General features: G+C 63.5%; 23 protein-coding genes. 15 read left to right on the top strand and 8 right to left on the bottom strand.

Features of this window, described 5'->3' with window-relative positions:
• The first annotated feature begins 115 nt into the window (after positions 1-115).
• Positions 116-2344, top strand: coding sequence for a S9 family peptidase (locus EL2594_RS07360; RefSeq protein ID WP_041685813.1), 2229 nt, complete (start codon positions 116-118; stop codon positions 2342-2344).
• Between the two features lie 86 nt (positions 2345-2430).
• Here the strand turns inward: EL2594_RS07360 and EL2594_RS07355 are convergent, their stop codons facing one another.
• Entirely contained in the window at positions 2431-3300 is an 870-nt protein-coding gene (locus tag EL2594_RS07355; protein ID WP_011414413.1) for an alpha/beta fold hydrolase, read from the bottom strand.
• A gap of 98 nt (positions 3301-3398) precedes the next feature.
• On the opposite strand from EL2594_RS07355, the gene EL2594_RS07350 reads away from it, so the two are divergent.
• From EL2594_RS07350 to rimK, 9 genes are all read left to right on the top strand, one after another.
• On the top strand, positions 3399-4424 hold the full coding sequence (locus tag EL2594_RS07350; RefSeq protein ID WP_011414412.1) for an aspartate-semialdehyde dehydrogenase: 1026 nt from the start codon (positions 3399-3401) through the stop codon (positions 4422-4424).
• A 4-nt stretch (positions 4425-4428) separates the two neighbouring features.
• Positions 4429-4968: a hypothetical protein gene (locus EL2594_RS07345; RefSeq protein WP_011414411.1), complete on the top strand. Its 540-nt coding sequence runs from the start codon at positions 4429-4431 to the stop codon at positions 4966-4968.
• A gap of 10 nt (positions 4969-4978) precedes the next feature.
• A complete protein-coding gene (locus tag EL2594_RS07340; protein ID WP_011414410.1) occupies positions 4979-5629 on the top strand; it encodes a 2-hydroxychromene-2-carboxylate isomerase in 651 nt (216 codons plus the stop codon).
• Complete coding sequence (locus EL2594_RS07335; RefSeq protein WP_011414409.1) at positions 5593-6387, top strand: alpha/beta fold hydrolase; 795 nt, start codon at positions 5593-5595, stop codon at positions 6385-6387. The genes EL2594_RS07340 and EL2594_RS07335 overlap by 37 nt, the downstream gene beginning before the upstream one ends.
• Positions 6388-6390: 3 nt before the next feature.
• Positions 6391-6909, top strand: a complete 519-nt coding sequence (locus tag EL2594_RS07330) for a hypothetical protein (protein ID WP_011414408.1) — start codon at positions 6391-6393, stop codon at positions 6907-6909.
• A gap of 65 nt (positions 6910-6974) precedes the next feature.
• Positions 6975-8822, top strand: coding sequence for a M2 family metallopeptidase (locus EL2594_RS07325; RefSeq protein WP_011414407.1), 1848 nt, complete (start codon positions 6975-6977; stop codon positions 8820-8822).
• Positions 8822-9829, top strand: coding sequence for a YncE family protein (locus EL2594_RS07320; RefSeq protein ID WP_011414406.1), 1008 nt, complete (start codon positions 8822-8824; stop codon positions 9827-9829). The genes EL2594_RS07325 and EL2594_RS07320 overlap by 1 nt, the downstream gene beginning before the upstream one ends.
• Complete coding sequence (locus EL2594_RS07315; protein ID WP_011414405.1) at positions 9826-10293, top strand: ATP-dependent zinc protease family protein; 468 nt, start codon at positions 9826-9828, stop codon at positions 10291-10293. The genes EL2594_RS07320 and EL2594_RS07315 overlap by 4 nt, the downstream gene beginning before the upstream one ends.
• Positions 10290-11195: a 30S ribosomal protein S6--L-glutamate ligase gene (rimK, locus tag EL2594_RS07310; RefSeq protein ID WP_011414404.1), complete on the top strand. Its 906-nt coding sequence runs from the start codon at positions 10290-10292 to the stop codon at positions 11193-11195. Before EL2594_RS07315 ends, rimK begins: the two co-directional genes overlap by 4 nt.
• A 2-nt stretch (positions 11196-11197) precedes the next feature.
• Here the strand turns inward: rimK and EL2594_RS07305 are convergent, their stop codons facing one another.
• From EL2594_RS07305 to rpsF, 6 genes are all read right to left on the bottom strand, one after another.
• The gene (locus tag EL2594_RS07305) at positions 11198-11917 is read right to left on the bottom strand and encodes an abortive infection family protein (protein ID WP_196793182.1); all 720 of its coding nucleotides are present in this window, start codon (positions 11915-11917) and stop codon (positions 11198-11200) included.
• 14 nt (positions 11918-11931) lie between these two features.
• Positions 11932-12702: an SDR family NAD(P)-dependent oxidoreductase gene (locus tag EL2594_RS07300; protein WP_011414402.1), complete on the bottom strand. Its 771-nt coding sequence runs from the start codon at positions 12700-12702 to the stop codon at positions 11932-11934.
• A 254-nt stretch (positions 12703-12956) separates the two neighbouring features.
• Complete coding sequence (locus EL2594_RS07295; protein WP_011414401.1) at positions 12957-14396, bottom strand: AMP nucleosidase; 1440 nt, start codon at positions 14394-14396, stop codon at positions 12957-12959.
• Between the two features lie 96 nt (positions 14397-14492).
• Positions 14493-15191: a 50S ribosomal protein L9 gene (rplI, locus tag EL2594_RS07290; RefSeq protein WP_011414400.1), complete on the bottom strand. Its 699-nt coding sequence runs from the start codon at positions 15189-15191 to the stop codon at positions 14493-14495.
• 11 nt (positions 15192-15202) lie between these two features.
• Positions 15203-15427: a 30S ribosomal protein S18 gene (gene rpsR, locus EL2594_RS07285; RefSeq protein WP_011414399.1), complete on the bottom strand. Its 225-nt coding sequence runs from the start codon at positions 15425-15427 to the stop codon at positions 15203-15205.
• On the bottom strand, positions 15427-15792 hold the full coding sequence (gene rpsF, locus EL2594_RS07280; RefSeq protein WP_041685809.1) for a 30S ribosomal protein S6: 366 nt from the start codon (positions 15790-15792) through the stop codon (positions 15427-15429). Before rpsF ends, rpsR begins: the two co-directional genes overlap by 1 nt.
• A 180-nt stretch (positions 15793-15972) precedes the next feature.
• Here rpsF and EL2594_RS07275 point away from each other — a divergent pair, with 180 nt between their 5' ends.
• Complete coding sequence (locus EL2594_RS07275) at positions 15973-16608, top strand: glutathione S-transferase family protein (protein WP_011414397.1); 636 nt, start codon at positions 15973-15975, stop codon at positions 16606-16608.
• Here the strand turns inward: EL2594_RS07275 and EL2594_RS07270 are convergent.
• The gene (locus tag EL2594_RS07270; RefSeq protein WP_011414396.1) at positions 16605-18035 is read right to left on the bottom strand and encodes a glutamate ligase domain-containing protein; all 1431 of its coding nucleotides are present in this window, start codon (positions 18033-18035) and stop codon (positions 16605-16607) included. The genes EL2594_RS07275 and EL2594_RS07270 overlap by 4 nt on opposite strands.
• Positions 18036-18169: 134 nt before the next feature.
• On the opposite strand from EL2594_RS07270, the gene EL2594_RS07265 reads away from it, so the two are divergent.
• From EL2594_RS07265 to dnaN, 4 genes are all read left to right on the top strand, one after another.
• Positions 18170-19000, top strand: a complete 831-nt coding sequence (locus EL2594_RS07265; RefSeq protein WP_011414395.1) for an LD-carboxypeptidase — start codon at positions 18170-18172, stop codon at positions 18998-19000.
• A gap of 27 nt (positions 19001-19027) precedes the next feature.
• Positions 19028-19966, top strand: a complete 939-nt coding sequence (gene fabD / locus EL2594_RS07260; RefSeq protein WP_011414394.1) for an ACP S-malonyltransferase — start codon at positions 19028-19030, stop codon at positions 19964-19966.
• Positions 19966-20721 (top strand): 3-oxoacyl-[acyl-carrier-protein] reductase, encoded by a 756-nt coding sequence (gene fabG / locus EL2594_RS07255; protein WP_011414393.1) that lies wholly within the window; start codon positions 19966-19968, stop codon positions 20719-20721. Before fabD ends, fabG begins: the two co-directional genes overlap by 1 nt.
• Positions 20722-20899: 178 nt before the next feature.
• Positions 20900-22027 carry a DNA polymerase III subunit beta gene (gene dnaN, locus EL2594_RS07250; protein ID WP_011414392.1) on the top strand — a complete coding sequence of 376 codons (1128 nt, stop codon included), beginning with the start codon at positions 20900-20902 and terminating at the stop codon, positions 22025-22027.
• Positions 22028-22039 lie beyond the last annotated feature (12 nt).

The following is a 22039-nucleotide window of genomic DNA, read 5'->3' as shown; positions in this document are numbered from 1 at the left end:
GAGAAGGGCGGTTCCGCGAGGGGCCGCCCTTTTTCGTTGGTCTTTGCATTCGCTCACGATTTTCGTCATTGCGAGCAACCGACAGTTCGCTCGCAATGACGAGGTAAAGATTGGAATGCGCTTTCTTCTTTTCGCCGCAGCCGCATTGGTCGCAACCCCCGCTATCGCGCAGGACGAAGCCGTGAGCGAAGGGCCCGACCTGACCTTCGAACGCGTTTTCGCTTCGCCTTCGCTCGACGGGCCTTCGCCGCGACAGGCCAAGCTGTCGCCCGACGGACGCTACCTGACGCTGCTGCGCAACCGCGAGGACGAGCGCGAGCGCTACGATCTGTGGGCCTATGACCGCGAGAGCCGCGAGTGGACCATGCTGGTCGACAGTGAGATGCTCGGCAGCGGTCGCGAACTCAGCGAAGACGAAAAGATGCAGCGCGAGCGAGCGCGGGTTGGCGATCTGAAGGGCATCATCTCCTATTCGTGGAATACGGACGGTTCGGGCGTGCTCGTGCCGCTCGACGGCGATCTCTACCTCGCCAGGCTCGACGGCGAGATCGTGCGGCTGACCGATACCGAGGAAACCGAGCTCAACCCGAAACTGAGCGAGACCGGGAAATTCGTCTCCTTCGTGCGCGACCGGCAATTGTGGGTCGGCGAAGTCGGTGGCGAAGCTTCGCCGATCACGCCGAAAGAAGGCGAACTGATCCGCTGGGGCGAGGCGGAATTCGTTGCGCAGGAAGAGATGAGCCGGATGGACGGCTATTGGTGGGGGCCGCAGGACCGGCGCATCGCCGTCCAGCGCACCGATGAAAGCCCGGTCGGCGTCGTCACCCGCGCGGCCATCGGCGCGACCGGCACGCGGGTGTTCGACCAGCGCTATCCGGTCGCGGGCAGCGACAATGCGGTCGTCGAACTGTTCGTGATGGATCCCAACGGTGGCAACCGCGTGAAGGCGGATCTCGGCGAAGAAACCGACATCTACCTTGCCCGCGTCGACTGGGGTCCCGATGATAATCTCTATGTCCAGCGGCAGAACCGCGAGCAGACCGTGATGGATGTGCTCAAGGTCGATCCCGCCACCGGCGCGAGCGAAATCGCCTTCACCGAGCGCGCAGCGATGGACGACTACTGGATCAACCTGTCGGACGATTATCGCTGGCTGGAGGACGGTTCGCTGTTGTGGTGGTCGGAACGCGACGGCTTCGGCCATCTCTACCGCCGGACAGCCGACGGCTGGCAGCAGCTGACCCGCGGCGACTGGGTCGTGACCAAACTGGTCGGCTTGGACGAGGAAAAGGGCACGGTTTTCTTCACGGCTACGAAGGACGATCCGCTCGAGCAGCACGTCTATTCGCTCGATCTCGAGCAGCCGGGCAGCGAACCGGCGCGCCTGACCGAGCGCGGCTTCGTGCATTCGGCGACCATGGACAAGGACGGCAAGACGCTGCTGATCACGCGTTCCAGCCACGACCAGCCCTCGCAGACCTATCTCGCCGACCAGGCGGGCGAGCCGCTGGCCTGGGTCGAGCAGAACGCGCTCGACAGCGAGCATCCCTATGCGCCGTATCTCGCCAGCCATCGGCCCGCGCAATTCGGCACGATCAAGGCGGCTGACGGAGAGACCGATCTCTACTGGAAGATGGTCACGCCGGAGCAGGAGGCGGGCAAGCGCTATCCGGTGTTCTACTATCACTATAGCGGCCCCGGCCCGCAGATCGTGACCCGCGGCTGGGACGGCGCGCTGCAGCAAGCGGTGGTCGATGCCGGCTACATCTGGTTCGAGCTCGACAATCGCGGCTCGGCCAATCGCGGGGTCGCTTTCGAGCAGCCGCTCTACCGCGCGATGGGCGGGGTCGAGGTCGACGACCAGCGCGAGGGGGCGAAATATCTCCAGACGCTCGACTTCGTCGATCCCGACAAGATCGCGCTCTACGGCTGGTCCTATGGCGGCTATATGACGCTGAAGCAGCTGCAGGCAGATCCTGGGCTTTACGCCGCCGGAATTTCCGGCGCGCCGGTGACCAAGTGGGAGCTTTACGACACGCATTATACCGAGCGCTACATGGGCGACCCGCGCGAGGTGCCCGAAGCCTATGAAGCCGCCAGTGCGATCCCCGATGCGGGCAAAATCAGCGACCCGTTGCTGATCGTCCACGGCATGGCGGACGACAATGTGGTGTTCGAGAACGCGACCGAGATCATCAGCGTGCTGCAGGAAGCCAACGTGCCGTTCGAGATGATGCTCTATCCGGGCTACACACACCGCGTGTCGGGCGAGCAGATTTCGCCGCATTTGTGGAACACCTACATGCGCTTCCTGCGGGCGCATGGTGTGACGCCGCCGGAATAGCACGCGTCATCCCAGCGAAAGCTGGGATCTTTCTCAACACCGTCCCGCTTGGCTTCGCGAGATCCCAGCTTTCGCTAGGATGACGGTTAGCGTGCGAGCCAATCCAGCGTCACGCGCGACACCGTCTGCGGGTCCTCCACCTGCGGATAATGGCCCACGGTCGGGATCAGGTGATGCCGCGCGTCGGGCAGCCGCTCGCGCCAGGCTTCGTAGGCATGCCGGCCAGAGACCGGGTCGAGCGCGCCATTGATGAGGCCGATATCGCCTTGCGCGATCCTGAGTGCGTCGAACCACCTTTCGGCATGCTCTTTGCGGTCGGCGATATAGTGCAGCAGCTTGTGCATGATGCGGTTGCCGCCGTTGTGGCTGACGAGGTCCCAGAATTCGTCCAGCTCCTGCGCGCCGGGCTGGGTGTCCGGGCCGAAGACCTCGGAAAAGCTCCTGCCGAATTTCTCACGGTTGGTAAGCAGGCCGACGAGGAAGCCGAGCGGCGACGTGCCGAGCTTCTGGATCGGGCGCGGGCGGTGCTGGTCGGGAAAGATACCGCCGTTGAGGAAGACTGTTTGGCCGAGCCCCTGCGCCGCCGATCTCTCGGCCCGACGGGCGAGCAGTTCCTGCCCAACGGAAACGCCGTAATCGTGCACCAGCGCATCGAACGCGCCGATGCCCAGATGATCGAGCAGCGCCACATGCATGTCGGCCTGGCGATGGATCGAATAGCCCGAGCGCGGCTTGTCCGAGAGGCCGAAGCCGATCATGTCGGGCGCAACGAGATGGTATTTGCTGCCGAGCGTCTCCCAGACCCGGTGCCAGTCCCACGAGGCCGTCGGATAGCCGTGCACCAGCAGCAGCGGCCGTGCATCCGGCTTGCCGCCGGTCCAGAAGGCGATTTGCAGACCGTCGTAGGCGAAGTGCTGCGCCTTGGCCTTCCATTCGCCCAGGCTTGGTCCGGCCATAGCTATTCTCTCCCGTCGCACCCGCCTAGGGGCTTTCCATGCAGCTATCGCGCGACTACCTGCCACACGCAAAGCAGTTTTGATGTCGGAGAAGTGAAGTGGGCTATCGCGTAGCCGTGGTCGGAGCGACCGGGAATGTCGGCCGGGAAATAATGCAGATCCTCGCCGAGCGCGAGTTTCCGTGCGACGAAGTGGCGGCGGTCGCTTCTTCACGCTCGCACGGGACGGAAGTCGAATTCGGCGACACCGGCAAGATGCTCAAGTGCAGAAATATCGAGCATTTCGACTGGGCCGGCTGGGACATCGCGCTGTTCTCTGCCGGCTCCGGCCCGGCCAAGGAATATGCCCCCAAAGCCGCGGCGGCGGGCTGCGTGGTGATCGACAACAGTTCGCTCTACCGTATGGACCCGGATGTGCCGCTGATCGTGCCCGAAGTGAACCCGGACGCGATCGACGAATACAAAAAGAAGAACATCATCGCCAATCCCAACTGCTCGACCGCGCAATTGGTGGTCGCGCTCAAGCCGTTGCACGATGCAGCCACGATCAAGCGGGTGGTCGTGAGCACCTACCAGTCGGTTTCCGGTGCCGGGAAAGCGGGCATGGACGAGCTGTTCCAGCAAAGCCGCGCGATCTTCGTCGGTGACCCGGTAGTGCCGGAGAAATTCACCAAGCAGATCGCGTTCAACGTCATCCCCCACATCGACGTCTTCATGGATGACGGCGCGACCAAGGAAGAGTGGAAGATGGTGGTCGAGACCAAGAAAATCCTCGACTCCAGGATCAAATTGAACGCCACCTGCGTACGCGTTCCGGTGTTCGTCGGCCATTCCGAAGCGGTGAACATCGAATTCGAGAACGAGCTCGGCGCGGAACAGGCGATGGAAATCCTGCGTGAGGCGCCCGGCATCATGCTGGTCGATAAGCGCGAGGACGGCGGTTACGTCACTCCGGTAGAAAGCGCAGGCGATGGCGCGACCTATGTCAGCCGCGTGCGCGAAGACCCGACGGTCGAGAACGGCCTGACGCTGTGGTGCGTATCCGACAATCTGCGCAAGGGCGCCGCGCTCAATGCCGTGCAGATCGCCGAGCTGCTCGGGCGGCGGCATCTGAAGAAGGGGTAGGGCGATGCGCGTAATCTTGGGGCTGGCGGCACTTCTCGCGCTGGGCGCATGCGGCAGCGATGTCCCGTCGCCGGCGGAGCGGCTGCAGCAGGAAAACGGAGCCGCGCCGGTCGATGCGGGCAAGGTCGTCCTGAGGGGCGACGGGCTCGCCGCCGGGGCCGAGGCGTTCTATTTCGCCGCCGGGCGGTCCGAGGTCGAGACCGCGATGGGCGCCGTGCTCGGCCCGCCCGAGGGTCGCCAGTCGAACGAAGAATGCGGGGCAGGCCTGATGGAGTTCACCCGCTACGAAGGCGGCTTGACTCTAAACTTTCAGCAAGACCGCCTGGTCGGCTGGTATTCCGACGAGGCCAATCCCGCCATCGCATTGGACGGCGGCGGCAGCGTCGGCACACCGCGCGCGGAACTCGCCGAGGCCGGAGGTTTCTCCATGATCGAAGGCAGCACGCTCGGCGAAGAATTCGCGCTCGGCGAGCGGATCGGCGGATTCCTTGACGGGGATACGGTGTCCGGGCTCTATGCAGGGGCCAACTGCTTCTTCCGCTAGGAGCCTGCACATGACCCTGCACGCCGATCTCTTTTTCAGCTTCCGTTCGCCGTACAGCTACCTTTCGATGGGGCGGTACAAGGCGATGGTCGAAGAATACGATCTCGACATTACGCTGCGCACGGTCTGGCCGATCGCGATCCGGGATCCCGATATCCTGTTCAAAGGCAACCCAGCGGCGCCGCGCTACATCGTGATGGATTCGATGCGGGCGGCACAGTTTCACGGCATCCCCATGGCCTGGCCGCGCCCCGATCCGGTGGTCCAGAACCTGATGACCCGCGAGATAGCCGAAGACCAGCCGCATATTTACCGCATTGGCCGCTTGGGGCAGGCCGCCACGCGGCGCGGCAAGGGCCTATTGTTCGCCTATGAAGCGTCCAAATTGATCTGGGACGGAAGCGTCGACGGCTGGAATGAAGGCGACCATCTGGCGGGCGCAGCCGATCGGGCAGGACTGCACCTCGCCGAACTCGAAGCCGAAGCCGCAAGCGATGCAGCAGCGCTCGACGCCGAAATCGCCGCCAACCAGGACGCACTGGAAAAGGCCGGTCACTGGGGCGTGCCGACGCTGGTCTTCGAAGGCGAGCCTTTCTTCGGGCAGGACCGGATCGAGATGGCGCAATGGCGAATGGAGCAGAAGGGGCTGGCGAAAAGGTGAAGACCGAGCGTTTCGTCTCCTTCGACGGCACAGAACTCGCGCTGCACAGGGTCGGCGAGGGTCAGGCCTTCGTGTTGCTCCACGGCCTGTTTTCCAGCGCCGATATGAACTGGATCAAGTGGGGTCATGCCGAGAGGATCGCCGCGGCAGGCTACGAAGTGCTGATGCTCGATTTCCGCGTCCACGGGCAAAGCGAAGCGCCGCACGACCCGGAGAAATATCCCGAGAACGTGCTGGTGCGCGATGTCGCCGCGCTGGTCGATCATCTCGCTCTTGAAGACTATGTGTTGGGCGGCTTCTCGCTCGGCGCGCGGACTTCGCTCCATGCGGTGGCGCAGGGCGTACTGCATCCGCAGCGGCTGGTCATCGGCGGCATGGGCACGGCCGGACTGGGCGAATGGTCGAAGCGCTCGGCACACTTCCTGCGCGTGATCGATGAATTCGAAACGATCGAGCGCGGCGATCCCGCCTATTTCTCCATGCAGTTCCTGAAAAGCCAAGGCGTCGACCGCGTCGCGGCGCGTATGTTACTGACAACACTGCCGGATATGGACCTTGCAGCGCTGGCGAATATCACTATTCCGTCTCTCGTCGTGTGCGGTGACGAAGATCGCGACAACGGATCGGCCGCCGAACTGGCCGGACTGTTGCCCGATGCGACCTATGTCGAAGTCCCCGGCACGCATATGTCGAGCGTGACCAAGCCCGACCTGGGCCGCGCCATCGCCGACTGGTTGAAGGAGACCGCAGGGATCTAGCCGATGGTGTCGCGCAAACGCTTCCTGATGTTCTGGGTTGGCGGCCTGATCGCCTTTGTGGTTGCGCTCGCGCTGCATATGCCCCTGACGCTGGAGACCGTGTCCGAAGGGATCGTCGATCACCAGACTGCGACCACCGCCGCACGGGTCGACTTCATCCAGGGCGAGTGGGCCGAGGCGGGCGTTTATCGCACGGCGTTGACGGCCATGATCAGCGACCTCGTTTTCATCATGCTGTTCAGCGTCGGAAGCTTCCTTGGCGGGCTGTATTTTCTTCGCGTGGGGACCGGCGCCTTACGCACGATCGGACTGGCGACGGTGTTCGCAGCGATCGTTTTCTTCCTCAGCGACTCTGTTGAAACGACGCTGCAGATCCAGCAATTGGCAGCCGGGGCGGGGGACGACACCAAGGCGGCGATTGCCGCGGCCATGCATTATCCCAAGCTGGTGTCGTGGATTGCGTGCTTTATCCTGCCGCTCAACGGCCTGATCCTCGAATGGAGCCAGCGCCGCGCGGCTTGATTAAGCGGCGCAGGAGGTTCAAACCGGTCGCAATGGAAACCGGTTTGTCTGAGAGGAAATAATCCATGAAATTCGTCGCCCCTGCGCTTTCCGCGCTGGCCTTGGTCCTGTCCGCACCCGCTCTGGCCGACGATCACGCTCCGGCGGGCGCCGAAACCGCCGCCATGTTCCCGATGACGCCGCAGGGCGCGGCGGACTGGGTGGCGATGGTGGAGCAGGAGCTGTTCGATTACTCGGTCGAGGCCAGCAGGATCTACTGGATCAACGCGACCTATATCACCCATGACACCGATGCCCTGGTCTCCAAGGTCGGGGCCGAGGGGACCGAGATGTCGGTCAAATACGCGCTCGAAGCGGCGAAATATGCGCAGGTCGACGGGCTCGCCCCCGAAGTTGCGCGCAAGCTCGACATGCTGCGCACCGGCATTGTCCTGCCCGCGCCGACCGCCGATGGCGCGGCGGCCGAACTCGCCACCATCACCACCAGCCTCGGCAGCCAGTATGGCAAGGGCAAGGGCACGCTCAATGGCGAGCCGATCAACGGCAGCGATATCGAGGCCGAGATGGGCAATCTCGAACGCACGCCGGAAGAACTCTCCGAGATGTGGACGAGCTGGCACGACCAGGTCGGCGCGCCGATGAAGAGCGAATATGTCCGTATGGTCGACATCGCCAACGAGGGCGCGAAGGAACTGGGCTTCGCCGATGTCGGCGCGATGTGGCGGTCCAACTATGACATGAGCGCGGAGGAATTCGCGGTCGAGAAGGAGCGTCTGTGGGAGGAAGTGAAACCGCTCTACATGGCGCTACACACCTATGTGCGCGCCAAGCTCAACGAGAAATACGGCGACGCGATCCAGCCCGCCACCGGCCCGATCCGCGCCGACCTGCTCGGCAATATGTGGGCGCAGGAATGGGGCAATATCTATCCGCTCGTCGCGCCCGAAGGTGCCGGCGATATCGGCTACGACCTGACCGCGCTGATCGAAGAGAAGGATCTTGACGAGGTCGAGATGGTCCGCGTCGGCGAGCAGTTCTTCAGCTCGCTCGGCTTCGAGCCGCTGCCGGAGACTTTCTACGAGCGCAGCCAGTTCGTGAAACCCCGGGATCGCGAAGTCGTGTGCCATGCCAGCGCGTGGGATCTCGACAACAAAGACGACATCCGCATCAAGATGTGCATCAAGCGCAATGCGGACGATTTCATCACCATCCACCACGAGCTCGGCCACAATTACTACCAGCGCGCCTACAAGGAGCAGGACTACCTGCATCTCAACGGCGCAAACGACGGTTTCCACGAAGCCATCGGCGACATGCTCGCGCTGTCGATCACGCCGGAATATCTCGTCCAGATCGACATGCTCGACCGTGAGGCCGTGCCGGGCGCGGACAAGGATATCGGATTGCTGCTGCGGCAGGCGATGGACAAGGTCGCCTTCCTGCCCTTCGCGCACCTGGTCGACAAATGGCGCTGGGGCGTGTTCGACGGCTCGATCACGCCGGACCGGTACAACGAGGCGTGGACGCAGCTGCGCACCGAGTACCAAGGCATCGTTCCGCCGGTCGATCGGCCCGCCGACGCCTTCGATCCGGGCGCGAAATACCATATCCCGGGCAACACGCCCTACACCCGCTATTTCCTCGCCCGCGTGCTGCAGTTCCAGTTCTACAAGGCCGCCTGCGACCAGGCCGGATGGGAAGGGCCGCTGCACCGCTGCAGCTTCTACGGCAACGAGGAGGTCGGCGAGAACCTCAACGCCATGCTGGAAATGGGGGCGAGCAAGCCGTGGCCCGATGCACTCGAAGCTTTCACCGGCGAACGCGAGATGAGTGGCAAGGCGATGATCGAATATTTCGCCCCGCTGATGGCATGGCTCGAACAGCAGAACGAAGGCAAGCCGCAGGGATGGTAATGTCGCGGAAGTTCGGCCTTCTTGCTCCGCTAGCGCTCGTTGCCTGCGCTCCAGTAGGCAGCGAGCTGGCGAGCGAGCCTGATGCGAGCAGTGTCACCGGCGCGCTGTTCGTCGCAGGCAAGTTCGGCAACACGCTCTCGAAGGTGGACCTCGCAACCGGCGAGGAAGTGTTGCAGGTCGATAGCTGCGCGAATCCGCACGAGCTGGCGACATCCCCGGATGACCGGCATGTCGCGCTCGCCTGCTATGGCGGCACCAGCGTCGACATTTTCCGCACCTCCGATCTCGGCAAAGTACAAAGCATCGACCTGGGCGAGAATGCCCGTCCACACGGGATCGTCTGGCATGCCAATGGCGACATCTATGCGACCGCCGAGGGCCGCCAGTCGGTATTCTGGATCAGCGATCCGTTGGGGCAGGCCGATACCTTCGAATATGCGACCGGCAAGCGCGGGAGCCACATGCTGGCCGTTGCGCCGAGCGGGAACTATGCCTGGACGACCGACCTCGGCGATCGCACGGTGACGCTGGTCGATCTCAAGACCCGCCGCGCGCCGCGCTCGGTCGAGGTGGGCGAAGAGCCGGAAGGCATCGCATTGACGCCCGACGGGGAGACGCTGTGGGTCTCGGCGCGGGGATCCGACAAGGCATTCGCGCTCGACCCGCAGACGCTCGAAGTGCGCGGCCAGACGGAAACGGGCGATTTTCCGCTGCGTATCGTGGTGAGACCGCAAGGGGACTACGCCGTCACCAGCGATCTGGCCGATGGCGGGCTGACGGTGATCGACCTGGCTTCGGGCGAAGCGGTCCGCAGCATTGCCGTCTCCAGTCGTGAAGAAGCGGAAGCCAGGACACAGGTCACGATCCTGTTCTCGCCCGATGGGGAGCGGATCTATGCTGCCGAAACCCGCGCCAACACGGTGGCCGAAGTCGATTTCGCGACCGGTGAAGTGCTGCGGCGCTTGCCCGGCAGCGGCGGCGGCGATGGTATGGCTATCATTCAGTGAGCAAACGATCCCGAGACCTACTGCGCGTCGGCTGGCGCGAGGTGGTGGCGCTGCCGGATTTGACCGGGGCGCGCATCCCTGCGAAAATCGATACCGGCGCGCGCACCTCCAGCCTGCACGCGACAGAGATCGAAAGGTTTGATCGCGACGGGCACCGGATGCTGCGCTTCCAGCTCGATATCGGCGACGGGCGTAGCGAGCCCGTAACAGTCGAAGTTCCCCGCGCCGACCAGCGCGTCGTCACCAGTTCCAACGGCGAGGCGCAGACGCGCTATATCATCAAGACGTCGCTGCGGATCGGCGACACCGTATTTCCGGCCGAGTTCAGCCTGGCCGACCGCAGTGACATGAAATTTCCCATCCTGGTCGGCAGGATGGCGCTGCGCAGCCGGTTCCTCGTCGATTCGGGCCGGTCCTACCTCCAGTCGAGCGCCGAAGAGCGCAAAAGGATACTCCACACATGAAAATCGCCATGCTCGCCCGCAACCCGAACCTCTATTCGCACAAGCGGCTGGTGGAGGCGGCGGAGAAGCGCGGGCACTCGCTCGACATTCTCAACACCACGCGCTGCACGGTGAATATCGCCAGCCACCGCCCGACGATCAGCTACAATGGGGAGACGATCAAGGGCTACGACGCGGTGATCCCGCGCATCGGGGCCTCGATCACCAACTACGGACTTGCCGTATTGCGCCAGTTCGAAATGGCGGGCGTGTGGCCGCTCAACGAAAGCGTCGCCATCGGTCGCAGCCGCGACAAGCTGCGCTCCATGCAAATCCTCGCCAAATACGGGCTGGGCCTGCCGCTCACGGCCTACGCCAACGATCCCAAGCAGGCTGAGGAGATCATCAAGGCGGTCAACGGCCCGCCGGTGGTCATCAAGCTGCTGGAGGGCACACAGGGCATCGGGGTGGTCCTGGCCGAGACGATGTCATCCGCCAAGTCCGTGATCGAGGCGTTTCGCGGGGCGAACGTCAACATCCTGGTGCAGGAATTCATCAAGGAAGCGGGCGGCACCGATATCCGCGCGCTGGTTGTCGGCGGCAAGGTGGTCGCCGCGATGAAGCGCACCGGCGCGGCGGACGATTTCCGCAGCAACCTCCACCGCGGCGGCAGCGCGCAGTTGATCAAGATCACGCCCGAAGAACGCTCCACCGCCGTCCGCGCGGCCAAACACATGGGGCTTAACGTCTGCGGCGTCGACATGCTGCGCAGCAATCACGGCCCGGTGATCATGGAAGTGAACTCGTCACCGGGGCTGGAAGGCATCGAGAAGGCGACCGAGAAGGATATCGCCGGGCAGATCATCGACTACATCGCGGCGAACGCGAAGGCGGGGAAGACGAAGACGAAGGGGCAGGGGTGAGGTTAGCGTTTTCGATCTTCAAAGGTGGCTACCAAAAACGTCGCCATTGCGCCTGCTAAATTGACGGTCAGCTCTGCGTGACGTGAACTCGGCTTGATCCTTCTTGGCCCAGTCCCGTGAGCGTCTCCGATCCTATTGCGTAACGTAGCTAATGACTCAACGATAGACTGACAGCTTCCAAGGATGCGCTTGAAGGCAACTTCGGTGTGATCGTCAGGGGCTAGTCGTAGCTCATTGGCGACTAGGCGGTAGAGCTTTGGCATATCGAGATTGTCGTCAAAGGGGACACTCGATTCCGATAGTATCCATTTAAAGACATCTTCGAGCAGTGTGCGGGAAAGAGTGATAGCGTTCTCGGGGTCTGCAGAACGCCTCTCAAGTGCGGTTTGCCACCGCTTATGGACCACGGACTTGTCGAACTTGTCCAAGCTTGCAGAAATCAGATCGTCAGAGGGGCTCCCCGTAATGGCAAAACGGTCAAGTTGCTCGTTCGCAAAGTCCTCGCTCAGCACTTTAGCGACTGCCCGCAACTCATCGACGCTCAAGGCCGAGAGCCTCGACATCATGAAACTTCGTTTACTGCTCATGGCTTCACTTTCGGAGCCGGGCTTCAAGCCAAGACGCTCCGCAAGAGCGGGCAGTTCGTAGGCTTTGAAGTTGCTATAGACCAGATCGACCATAAGGAGTCTGGCTTTCGCTGCACCTCGTAGTTCAGCGCTCATCGTCATTCTGCACCTCAAGCATTCCGCGCCATCAGCCCGCCATCCACCGGGATCACCGCACCGGTGATGTAGCTCGCCGCTGGGAGCACCAGTGACAGCGTCATATGCGCCACTTCCTCCGGCTCGCCGTAGCGTTTGAGGGCGGTGCGGCGCTTGGCGTAGATGGTCTTGTGCTCGTCTGCGATCGGCGCGGTCATGCCGGTGTTGATGGGGCCGGGGCAAATGCAATTGACGGTGATGCCTTCCGGGCCGAGATCCACCGCTAGCCCGCGCGTCAGGCCCGTCACCCCGGTCTTGGCTGCGACATAGGGCGTGAGGCCTGGCGTTGCGCCAAGGCCCTCGGTACTGGCGATATTGACGATCCGCGCGGCGTCGCTTGCACGCAGGTGCGGCAGTGCAGCGCGGACCATGCGCTGGTGCGCGGTCAGCATCACCGCCAGCGCGCTGTGCCAAATCGCTTCGTAGTCCTCCCCGCCCTCGAGCGCGGCATGGCGAGAGATCCCGGCATTGTTGACGAGAATGTCGATGCCGCCGAAGTCCTCGGCGATCTGTGCGACGACCTGCGCGATCGCCTCTCTGTCCGACACATCGAGCGCGTAGGCCCGCGCGTTCTCGCCGCATTCCGCCACCACGTCCTCGCAGGCTGCCAGGTCGAGATCGGTCACCGCCACCTTCGCACCCTCGCTGGCGAACAGCCTGGCCGTGGCGCGGCCCATACCGCTGGCAGCGCCGGTGACGATGGCGACACGACCGGCGATGGAGCGGGAGCGGTTGGGTTGGGGCATGCGGCGGTCTCCTGTTTGCGCGAAGGCTAGCCCACGCAACCATCCCCGTCACCCCCGCCTTCGCGGGAGCGACGATGAGGGATTGGGTGTGCAATCTCCTGTTCCCGCTGCCTAATTTCCCCTCCCGCTTGCGGGAGGGGTTAGGGGTGGGTGCGGAGCCACGACAGATGGGATTTGCCCAACCCGCTGCGACTAGCGAGCAAGCTCGTAAGTCTCGCTGCCCCTCCCGCAGGCGGGAGGGGACTTAGCGCGCCTTACCTGAACGGCGGCTCGTTGAAGGCGCGTAGCTTGCGGCTGTGCAATCGCTGGCCTTCCGCGCGCATCAGGTCGATCGCCTTCACGCCGATCTGGAGATGCGCGGCGATGGCTTCCTCGTAGAACTTGTTCGCCTGTCCCGGCAGCTTGATCTCACCATGGAGCGGCTTGTCGCTGACGCACAGCAGCGTTCCGTAGGGCACACGGAAGCGATAGCCCTGCGCCGCGATGGTCGCGCTTTCCATGTCGATCCCGACCGCGCGGCTGAGCGAGAGGCGTTTGGCCGACGTGGTATAGCGCAGCTCCCAGTTGCGGTCGTCTGTGGTGACGACGGTGCCGGTGCGCATGCGCTTCTTGAGATCGGCGCCCGCCTCCCCGCTGATCTCTACCGCTGCACCGACCAGCGCCTGCTGCACCTCGGCGATGGCGGGAAGGGGGATCTCCGGCGGCAGGACGGGATCGAGCACGTGATCGTCGCGCAAATAGGCGTGGGCCAGCACGTAGTCGCCGATCCGCTGGCTGCCGCGCAGGCCCCCGCAATGGCCGATCATCAGCCACGCCTCGGGCCGCAGCACGGCCAAGTGATCGCAGATCGTCTTCGCGTTGGAGGGGCCGACGCCGATATTCACGAGTGTGATGCCGGCACCGCCCTCGGCAATCAGGTGGTAAGCCGGCATCTGGTGCTTGCGCCACGCCGTGTCGGAAAGCTGCGCGCGGGCGTTGGAAGTCCTAGTGTCGAGCAGCAGGCCGCCCGCTCCGGCCAGCGCGGTATAGCGGTTGGAGCCCAGCTGCTCGCCCGCCCAGTCAACGAATTCATCGACATAGCGGTGATAGTTCGTAAACAGGATGTAGCGCTGGAAGTGCTGCGTATCGGTGCCGGTGTAATGCGCAAGCCGCGCGAGGCTGAAGTCGGTGCGCAGACCGTCGAACAGGCTGAGCGGGATGACATCGTCGGGCCCCTCCAGCTCGATTCCGTCGGCCAGCTCGTCCCCGATATCGGCGAGATCGGTGTGGGGGAAATGCCGCGCGATTTCCTGCGGGGAGACACCGGCAAGCTCGGCCCCCGCCTCGCCGTCCAGCACGTAGGGGAAAGGGATTTCCTGGCGCGAGGCGCGGACTTCTATCTCGACGTCGTGTTCCTCGCGAATAAGCTCCAGCTGTTCGCGCAGGTAATCGTCGAAGAGACGCGGCTTGGTAACGGTGGTGGCATAGGTGCCGCTGTCGTTAAGCCGTCCGAAGGCGCGGCCCTGTTCGGCCAGCAATGGCCCGCCGCGATAGACCATCCGCAACTCCGGATAGGCATAGGAACCGTCGGTGCGGCGGGTCTTGCTCGGCAGCTTGCCGTCGCGTGCATAGGCGAGGATGTCATTGCGAAGGCGCTGCGTCGCCTCGTCGTACAGGCGGACCAGTTCCGCCAGAATCGTATCGATGTTTTCCATGAGGCCCGGCCCTTAGCGCCGAAATGCGTAGCCGCAAAGAAAAGGGGCGCGAAGCTTGTAGCCCCGCGCCCCTGTTTCTGTTCCGATGCGCCGAAATCAGCCTTCGCTGGTCTCTTCGCCCTCGGCCTGTTCGGCATCGCCTTCCGGAGCGGTCGCTTCGATCTTCGCTTCGGTGACGCTCATGTCGTCCGGTTTGGACACTCCGTCTTCCAGCAGTTCGGCGGGGATTTCGCCCGGCTCGAGCGTCGGATCGGTGGTGTTGGCCGCGGCCTGTTCCTCGATTTCCTTCTGCTCTTCTTCGAACAGCTGCGCGAGGACGTCGACACCCTGGCTCTGCAGCTCGGCTTCGTCTTCGCTGCGGGCGACGTTGGCCTTGACCGTGATCTCGACCTCGGGGTGCAGCGCGATGGTGACATCGTGCATGCCGATGGTCTTGATCGGGCTGCCCATGATGACGCGCTTCTTGTCGACTTCGTGACCCTTGTCGGCGAGGCCGGCAACGATGTCGCGGACATTGACCGAACCGTAAAGCTGGCCGGCATTGGACGAAGCGCGGATCAGGACGATCTCGGTGCCTTCGACCTCTTGGCCCTGCTTTTCGGCTTCGGTGCGCTTCTCGGCGTTTTCTTTCTCGAGGCGGTCGCGGTTGGCTTCGAAGACCTTCTTGTTGGCTTCGTTGGCGCGCAGGGCCTTCTTCTGCGGGAGCAGGAAGTTGCGGGCGTAGCCGTCCTTCACGGTGACGACGTCACCGATCGAGCCGAGATTGCCGATACGTTCGAGGAGAATGATATCCATGGCTCTTCTCCTTACTTCACGATGTACGGCAGCAGGCCGATGTGGCGCGCGCGCTTGATCGCCTTGGCGAGCTCACGCTGCTTCTTCGCGCTGACGGCGGTGATGCGGGAGGGGACGATCTTGCCACGCTCGGACATGAAGCCCTGCAGCAGGCGCGTGTCCTTGTAGTCGATCTTGGGCGCATTCTTGGCCGAGAACGGGCAAGTCTTGCGGCGACGGAAAAACGGACGGGCCATCAGTTACGCTCCTCGCGGTCGCGACGCTTCTTGTTGTCGCGGTCGTTCTTGCGCATCATCACGCTGGGACCTTCTTCGTGCTCTTCGACACGGATGGTCATGTAGCGGATGACGTCTTCGTTGATGCGGGTCTGGCGCTCGAGCTCGGCCACGACGCTGCCGGGGCCTTCGATGTTCAACATCACGAAGTGCGCCTTGCGGTTGCGGTCGATCTTGTAGGCGAGGTTCTTGAGGCCCCAGGTCTCGGTCTTGGTGACCTTGCCGTCGTTCTTTTCGATAATGTCGGTGGCGGTTGCCGCCAGCGCGTCGACCTGAGACTGGCTCAGATCCTGACGCGCGAGGAAGATATGCTCGTACAGAGCCATCTCGCGTTCCTTCACACTGTAATGCCGATCGCTGGCTGATCCGCACTATTGCGGGGCCCCTCCGGCTTTCTTCATTTCGCGGCTCGTAAGCAGCGAAGGGGCGCACATAGCGGGATCGGCGCATATTGCAAGGTGCGATTGTGCGCTTGCGAAGGGTGGGGAGGTGGCTAGTCTCGCGCCATGACGAAACCCATCCTCTACACCTGTCGCGGCTCGCGGGGCCTCAGATGCACTTGGGCGGCGGAGGAGGCGGGCGTGGATGTCGAGCTTAAACTCTTGCCGTTCCCTCCGCGGTTCAAGGCGCCGGAGTATCTCGAGATCAATCCGCTGGGGACGATCCCGCTGTTGGTGGACGGCGATACGCATATGACCGAGAGTTGCGCCATTGCGCACTATTTCGCCACCAGGAACGGTTTCACGGACCTGGCCATCGCGCCGGGCGAACCGGACTATGCCGAATATTGCGATTACACCTATCACGCCGATGCGACGCTCACCTTCCCGCAGACGGTGTTCATGCGCTTCGCCCTGTTCGAGAAGGACAAGGGCTGGGAAGACGCTGGGCAGGCCTATGCCAAGTGGTTCTGGAAGCGGCTGGTGAAGATCGAACAGCGGCTGGAAGGGCGCGAGTTCCTGTGCGCCGATCGTTTGACCGTGGCCGACATATGCGTCGGCTATGCGCTGATCCTGGCCAGGCAGGTCGGGCTCGATGAAGGCGTTCCGGAGAACCTCAAGGCCTATCGCGAGCGCCTGACGGCGCGGGAGGCGTATATGCGGGCGGTGGAGCGCGAGAAAGCCGGAGCGGCCGCAATCTAGTCCAGTCGCGCGAGAATGCTCGACGCAAATTCGGTCAGCGTGTCGTCACGCGCGCCCATCACCACGATCCGGTCGCCCGGCTGCGCATTGGCGACAAGCCAGTCGCCGCAGCCTTCGCGGGTATTGATGTGGATGGCCTGTCCACCCGCCTGCGCGATCAGGTCGACGATCCGCTCGCTGCCTTGGCTGCGGTCGACGGTTCCGCCGAAATAAACCGGGTCGCACAGCAGGGTGATGTCGTCGGCGTCGAGTTCGTAGGCAAAGGTCTCCGCCAGTTCAGCGCCCATCTGCCGCAGCGGGCCGTAGCCATGCGGCTGGAAGAAGGCGAGCACGCGGCCCGGATGCGCCTTGAGCGTGCGCAAAGTGGCGCGGCATTTCTCCGGGTTGTGGCCGAAATCGTCGATCACGGTAATGCCCGAGGCGCTGGTGCCGATGATATCGAAGCGGCGAGCGAGGCCCTTGAACTCCGCCAAAGCCGCAACGGCATCCGCGACTTGCACGCCCGCAGCGCTGGCACCGGCGATTGCTGCCAAGGCATTGGATAGATTGTGCCGCCCCGGCATGTGCAGCACCAGCGCATGTTCGCTGTCGTCGCGCCGGTCGATCACGGTCGCGGCCTGGCGGACCGGCCCATCGGCACGGCTGCCATCCACCACCCCGATGCTCGCGCCCTTGTCGTAGATCGCGAAAGTAATCGCATCGTCGGCGCGGCCTTCCAACTGGATCGCCTCGTCGTCATCTGCATTGATCACCGCGATGTCCGACGCTTCGACATAGTCGCCGAACAGCGTGCGCAGCTCCTCCATGCTCTTGTGATCGAGACTGACATTGAGCAGCAGGCCGACTTTGGGCTGGTAGAGCGCGATGGAACCGTCGCTCTCGTCTACCTCGGACACATAAAGGTCTACGCCGCCTATCACGGCGCTGGCGAAGGGGCGGCCTTCGCTGACGAAGTTCTTCATCACCGCGCCATTCATGATGGTCGGCTCGCGGCCAGCGTGGTGCAGGATCCAGCCGAGCATCCCGGTGACGGTGGATTTGCCGCTGGTCCCGGCGATGGCGACGCCTGTCTCGGCGGAGTTGAACAGGGCTGCGTTGAGATCGGCGCGGGTGAGGCGGGGAAGGCCGAGCTCCTTGGCGCGGACGACTTCGGGCACGCTGTCCTCGACCGCCGCGCTCGCCACCAGCACCTGCTCCTCGCGCGTGATGCCACTCCCGTCTTGGGGGAAGAGCTCGAAGCCCTGCCGCTCTAGAGCGGCGAATTTCTCAGGCGTTCGGCCCTGGTCGAAGCTGCGATCCGATCCCGCGACTTCGGCTCCGCGCCCTTTGAGGATTGCTGCCAGCGGCTGCATCCCGGATCCGCCGATACCGCAGAAGAACCACGGGCGCGCAGTGAGGTGCTCGGTCGGATCGGGAAGGTCGGTCATGGCCCCGGATTAGCGGTAGTTCGCTTTCTCGTCATCCCCGCGCAGGCGGGGATCCAGCTTACTTTTGTGGAGCAGTCGAATAAAAGCTGGATTCCCGCCTTCGCGGGAATGACGAATAAGGTTAGAGAGATCGCATGACCCGCATCGCCATCTGTGCGCCCGCGACTGCCATCACCCGCGACCACGCGGCAGCGATGGAGGCATTCGTCGCCGCCGAATACCCGCAGCATTCGGTGTGGTTTCACGACCAATGCTTTGAGACCTTCGCGCACTACGCGGGTGACGACCTCACGCGCCTCAATGCGTTGGTCGAATGCGCCAACAATCCCGAATTCGACGCGGTCTGGTTCGCCAAGGGCGGCTATGGCTCCAACCGCATCGCCCAGGCTGCGACCGCGCGGATGAACGATGCTGCGCGCGAGAAGACCTATGTCGGCTTTTCCGACATGGGCTACATGCTCGCCGCGCTCTATCGCGCCGGGATTGGGCAGCCGGTCCATGGCTCGATGCCGGTCAGCGCGCGCAGCGAACGGGGGCGAGGCGCGCTGCGCCGCGTGCTCAACTGGTTCTCCGGCGATGCGAGCGGGGTCGAGCCCAGCGTGGACGGCAAGACGCCGACGGTCGCCTTCAATCTCATCACGCTCGCCATGCTGGTCGATACGCCGCTGCTGCCGGACCTTACCGGGCATGTCGTAATGGTCGAGGAAGTCAGCGAGCATCTCTACGCGATCGATCGCCTGTTCTTCAGCCTGGCGAACACGCTGCCGCGCCTCGCCGGGCTACGTTTGGGTGCGGTCACGGCTGTGCCCGAGAACGACCGCGACTTCGGCCAGACGCCGGAGGAAATTGCGAAGTTCTGGTGCGATCGCGCGGGAATTCCCTTTCTCGGCCGGGCCCGCATCGGCCACACGGCGGACAACCACGTCGTGCCGTTCGGGGTTGCGAGTCCGCCGCAGGCTCCGTAATCGCGTCTCCAGGACAGGAGATTTCACATGCGCGCATTTATCTTTCCCGGACAGGGCAGCCAGAAGGTCGGTATGGGCGCGGACCTGGCCGATGCCAGCGCGGCGGCGCGCGCAGTGTTCGAGGAAGTCGACGACGCGCTCAGCCAGACTCTCAGCGATATCATGCGCGACGGGCCGGAAGCCGACCTTACGCTGACCGAGAACGCGCAACCGGCGATCATGGCCAATGCCATCGCCACCCTGCGCGTGCTGGAGCAGGATCTCGGCGTGTCGCTGGTCGAGACAGGCGATTGCGTCGCCGGGCATTCGCTCGGCGAGTACACTGCCCTTTGCGCGGTCGGCGCATTCTCGCTCGCCGATACGGCGCGGCTTCTCAAGCTGCGGGGGCAGGCGATGCAGGCCGCTGTTCCGGTTGGCGAAGGAGCGATGGCGGCTTTGCTCGGTGCCGATATCGAGAAAGCCACAGCGCTGGCCGAGGCCGCCGCGCAGGGTGAAGTCTGCGAAATCGCCAATGACAACGATCCGACGCAGGTCGTCATCTCCGGCCACACGGGTGCCATCGAGCGCGCGGTGGCGCTGGTGAAAGAACACGGCATCAAGCGCGGTGTCCCGCTGCCGGTTTCCGCGCCGTTCCACTGTTCGCTGATGCAACCTGCCGCCGATGCCATGGCCGAAGCGCTCGCCGAAACGCCGCCGAGCAGTTTCAGCCTGCCCGTCTATGCCAATGTCACCGCCGCCAAGGTCAGCGACCCTGCCGAAGAGCGCGACCTGCTGGTCCAGCAGGTCACAGGCCGCGTTCGCTGGCGCGAGAGCGTGCTGGCAATGCGCGATAGCGGGGTTGCGCACTTCATCGAACTGGGTGGCAAGGTCCTCGGTCCGATGGTGGGTCGTATCGACAAGGAAGCGCAAATTACCAGCGCAATCACGATGGAAGATCTGGAAGCGCTCGCAAAGGAGATTGGCTGATGTTTTCGCTCGAAGGAATGACCGCACTTGTGACCGGGGCCAGCGGCGGGATCGGCTCCTCGATCGCGCGCTCGCTGGCGCGGCAGGGCGCACGGCTGGCGCTGTCGGGTTCGAACGCGGCCAAGCTTCGCGCTTTCCGCGAAGAGCTCAACGACGAGTTCGGCCACGACCATGTCGAAATCACCTGCAACCTCTCCGACACGACGCAAGTCGAGGAACTGGTCCCCGCAACGATCGATACGCTCGGCAAGATGGACATCCTCGTCAACAATGCCGGCATCACGCGCGACAATCTCGCCATGCGGATGAAGGACGAGGAATGGGACGAGGTGATGACCATCAACCTCGAATCCGCATTCCGCCTGATGCGCGCCGGCGCCCGTCCGATGATGAAAGCCAAGTTCGGCCGCATGATCTCGATCACCAGCGTGGTCGGCGCGACCGGCAATCCGGGCCAGATGAACTATGTCGCGGCCAAGGCGGGTCTCACCGGCATGTCCAAGGCGCTGGCGCAAGAGCTGGCGAGCCGCGGGATCACCGTCAATTGCGTCGCCCCCGGCTTCATCCGCACGGCCATGACGGACCAACTCACCGACGACCAGAAAGCGACCATCAACGCGCGCATTCCGATGGCCAAGATGGGCGAGGGCGAGGACATCGGCGCAGCAGTCGCCTATCTCGCCAGCAAGGAAGCAGGGTATGTCACCGGCCAGACGCTGCATGTGAACGGCGGCATGGCCATGGTGAGCGCCTGACCTATCCGGAATCGAACTTTCTGCGGCGGTTATCCCCAAGGAATCCCGCCTCTTGAGCTGAACTCCTTGCCCGCCTTCGCAGGTGCGCTAGGGTTTATGGGCAATTTACCCGGCGCCCGGGGCGATTCCGGTGGGGTTTTTGCACCTTGTGGGCGCCCATAAAACGAGAGAAAGACCGATGAAGGCCACCATCGAACGCGCAACGCTCCTCCGTTGCCTCTCCCACGTCCAGTCGGTTGTCGAACGCCGCAACACGATCCCGATCCTGTCGAACATCCTGATCGAGGCCGGAGACGGCAGCGCGGTCAAGGTCATGGCGACCGACCTCGATCTGCAGGTCGTCGAAACGATGAACGCCGCAAGCGTCGAATCCTCCGGCTCGACCACCGTTTCCGCCCACCTATTGTTCGACATCGCCCGCAAATTGCCCGACGGCAGCCAGGTGAGCCTCGAAGTCGCCGACAACCGGATGACGATCAAGGCCGGGCGCAGCCGCTTCCAGCTGCCGACCCTGCCGAAGGACGATTTCCCCGTCATCGTGGAAGGCGATTTGCCGACCAGCTTCGAAATCCCGGCCAAGACCCTCGCCGAACTGATCGACCGCACGCGCTTCGCGATCAGCACCGAGGAAACGCGCTATTACCTCAACGGCATCTTCCTGCATGTGTCGGACGAGGACACGCCGGTTCTTAAAGCCGCAGCCACCGATGGTCATCGCCTTGCGCGCTTCACGCTCGCCCGCCCCGACGGCGCGGACGGCATGCCGGATGTCATCGTCCCGCGCAAAGCCGTGGGCGAGCTGCGCAAGCTGCTGGAAGAGCGGATGGACGGCAATGTCGTCGTCGACCTTTCGGCCAGCAAGATCCGTTTCACGCTCGGTGGCGAGGGCGGCACGGTACTCACCTCCAAGCTGATCGACGGCACCTTCCCCGATTACAGCCGTGTGATCCCGACCGGCAACGACAAGCTGCTCAAAGTCGACCCGAAGAGTTTCTTCGAAGGCGTTGATCGCGTCGCCACCATCGCCACGGAAAAGACCCGCGCGGTGAAGATGGGTCTGGATGCCGACAAGGTAACGCTTTCGGTCACATCGCCCGATAACGGCACCGCGTCGGAGGAACTCGCGGCCGAATACAAGTCCGAAGGGTTCGAGATCGGCTTCAACGCCAATTACCTCAAGGACATCCTCAGCCAGATCGACAGCGACATGGTCGAATTGCACCTGGCCGACGCGGGCGCCCCAACGCTGATCCGCAAGGACGAGAACAGCCCGGCACTTTATGTGCTGATGCCGATGCGGGTGTAGCCGCCGCAATAT

Source organism: Erythrobacter litoralis HTCC2594 (assembly GCF_000013005.1).
GTDB classification, from domain to species: domain Bacteria; phylum Pseudomonadota; class Alphaproteobacteria; order Sphingomonadales; family Sphingomonadaceae; genus Parerythrobacter; species Parerythrobacter litoralis_A.
Note: the sequence above shows the minus strand (reverse complement) of the source record. Positions and strands in the feature narration are given on the sequence as shown.

What these genes read in the sequence shown, in the direction of transcription:
- EL2594_RS07360 (WP_041685813.1), top strand. Translation starts at nt 116, where the DNA reads ATGCGCTTTCTTCTTTTCGCCGCAGCCGCATTGGTCGCAACCCCCGCT.
- EL2594_RS07355 (WP_011414413.1), bottom strand. Translation starts at nt 3,300, where the DNA reads ATGGCCGGACCAAGCCTGGGCGAATGGAAGGCCAAGGCGCAGCACTTC.
- EL2594_RS07345 (WP_011414411.1), top strand. Translation starts at nt 4,429, where the DNA reads ATGCGCGTAATCTTGGGGCTGGCGGCACTTCTCGCGCTGGGCGCATGC.
- EL2594_RS07340 (WP_011414410.1), top strand. Translation starts at nt 4,979, where the DNA reads ATGACCCTGCACGCCGATCTCTTTTTCAGCTTCCGTTCGCCGTACAGC.
- EL2594_RS07335 (WP_011414409.1), top strand. Translation starts at nt 5,593, where the DNA reads ATGGCGAATGGAGCAGAAGGGGCTGGCGAAAAGGTGAAGACCGAGCGT.
- EL2594_RS07330 (WP_011414408.1), top strand. Translation starts at nt 6,391, where the DNA reads ATGGTGTCGCGCAAACGCTTCCTGATGTTCTGGGTTGGCGGCCTGATC.
- EL2594_RS07325 (WP_011414407.1), top strand. Translation starts at nt 6,975, where the DNA reads ATGAAATTCGTCGCCCCTGCGCTTTCCGCGCTGGCCTTGGTCCTGTCC.
- EL2594_RS07320 (WP_011414406.1), top strand. Translation starts at nt 8,822, where the DNA reads ATGTCGCGGAAGTTCGGCCTTCTTGCTCCGCTAGCGCTCGTTGCCTGC.
- rimK (WP_011414404.1), top strand. Translation starts at nt 10,290, where the DNA reads ATGAAAATCGCCATGCTCGCCCGCAACCCGAACCTCTATTCGCACAAG.
- EL2594_RS07305 (WP_196793182.1), bottom strand. Translation starts at nt 11,917, where the DNA reads ATGAGCGCTGAACTACGAGGTGCAGCGAAAGCCAGACTCCTTATGGTC.
- EL2594_RS07300 (WP_011414402.1), bottom strand. Translation starts at nt 12,702, where the DNA reads ATGCCCCAACCCAACCGCTCCCGCTCCATCGCCGGTCGTGTCGCCATC.
- EL2594_RS07295 (WP_011414401.1), bottom strand. Translation starts at nt 14,396, where the DNA reads ATGGAAAACATCGATACGATTCTGGCGGAACTGGTCCGCCTGTACGAC.
- rplI (WP_011414400.1), bottom strand. Translation starts at nt 15,191, where the DNA reads ATGGATATCATTCTCCTCGAACGTATCGGCAATCTCGGCTCGATCGGT.
- rpsR (WP_011414399.1), bottom strand. Translation starts at nt 15,427, where the DNA reads ATGGCCCGTCCGTTTTTCCGTCGCCGCAAGACTTGCCCGTTCTCGGCC.
- rpsF (WP_041685809.1), bottom strand. Translation starts at nt 15,792, where the DNA reads ATGGCTCTGTACGAGCATATCTTCCTCGCGCGTCAGGATCTGAGCCAG.
- EL2594_RS07275 (WP_011414397.1), top strand. Translation starts at nt 15,973, where the DNA reads ATGACGAAACCCATCCTCTACACCTGTCGCGGCTCGCGGGGCCTCAGA.
- EL2594_RS07270 (WP_011414396.1), bottom strand. Translation starts at nt 18,035, where the DNA reads ATGACCGACCTTCCCGATCCGACCGAGCACCTCACTGCGCGCCCGTGG.
- EL2594_RS07265 (WP_011414395.1), top strand. Translation starts at nt 18,170, where the DNA reads ATGACCCGCATCGCCATCTGTGCGCCCGCGACTGCCATCACCCGCGAC.
- fabD (WP_011414394.1), top strand. Translation starts at nt 19,028, where the DNA reads ATGCGCGCATTTATCTTTCCCGGACAGGGCAGCCAGAAGGTCGGTATG.
- fabG (WP_011414393.1), top strand. Translation starts at nt 19,966, where the DNA reads ATGTTTTCGCTCGAAGGAATGACCGCACTTGTGACCGGGGCCAGCGGC.
- dnaN (WP_011414392.1), top strand. Translation starts at nt 20,900, where the DNA reads ATGAAGGCCACCATCGAACGCGCAACGCTCCTCCGTTGCCTCTCCCAC.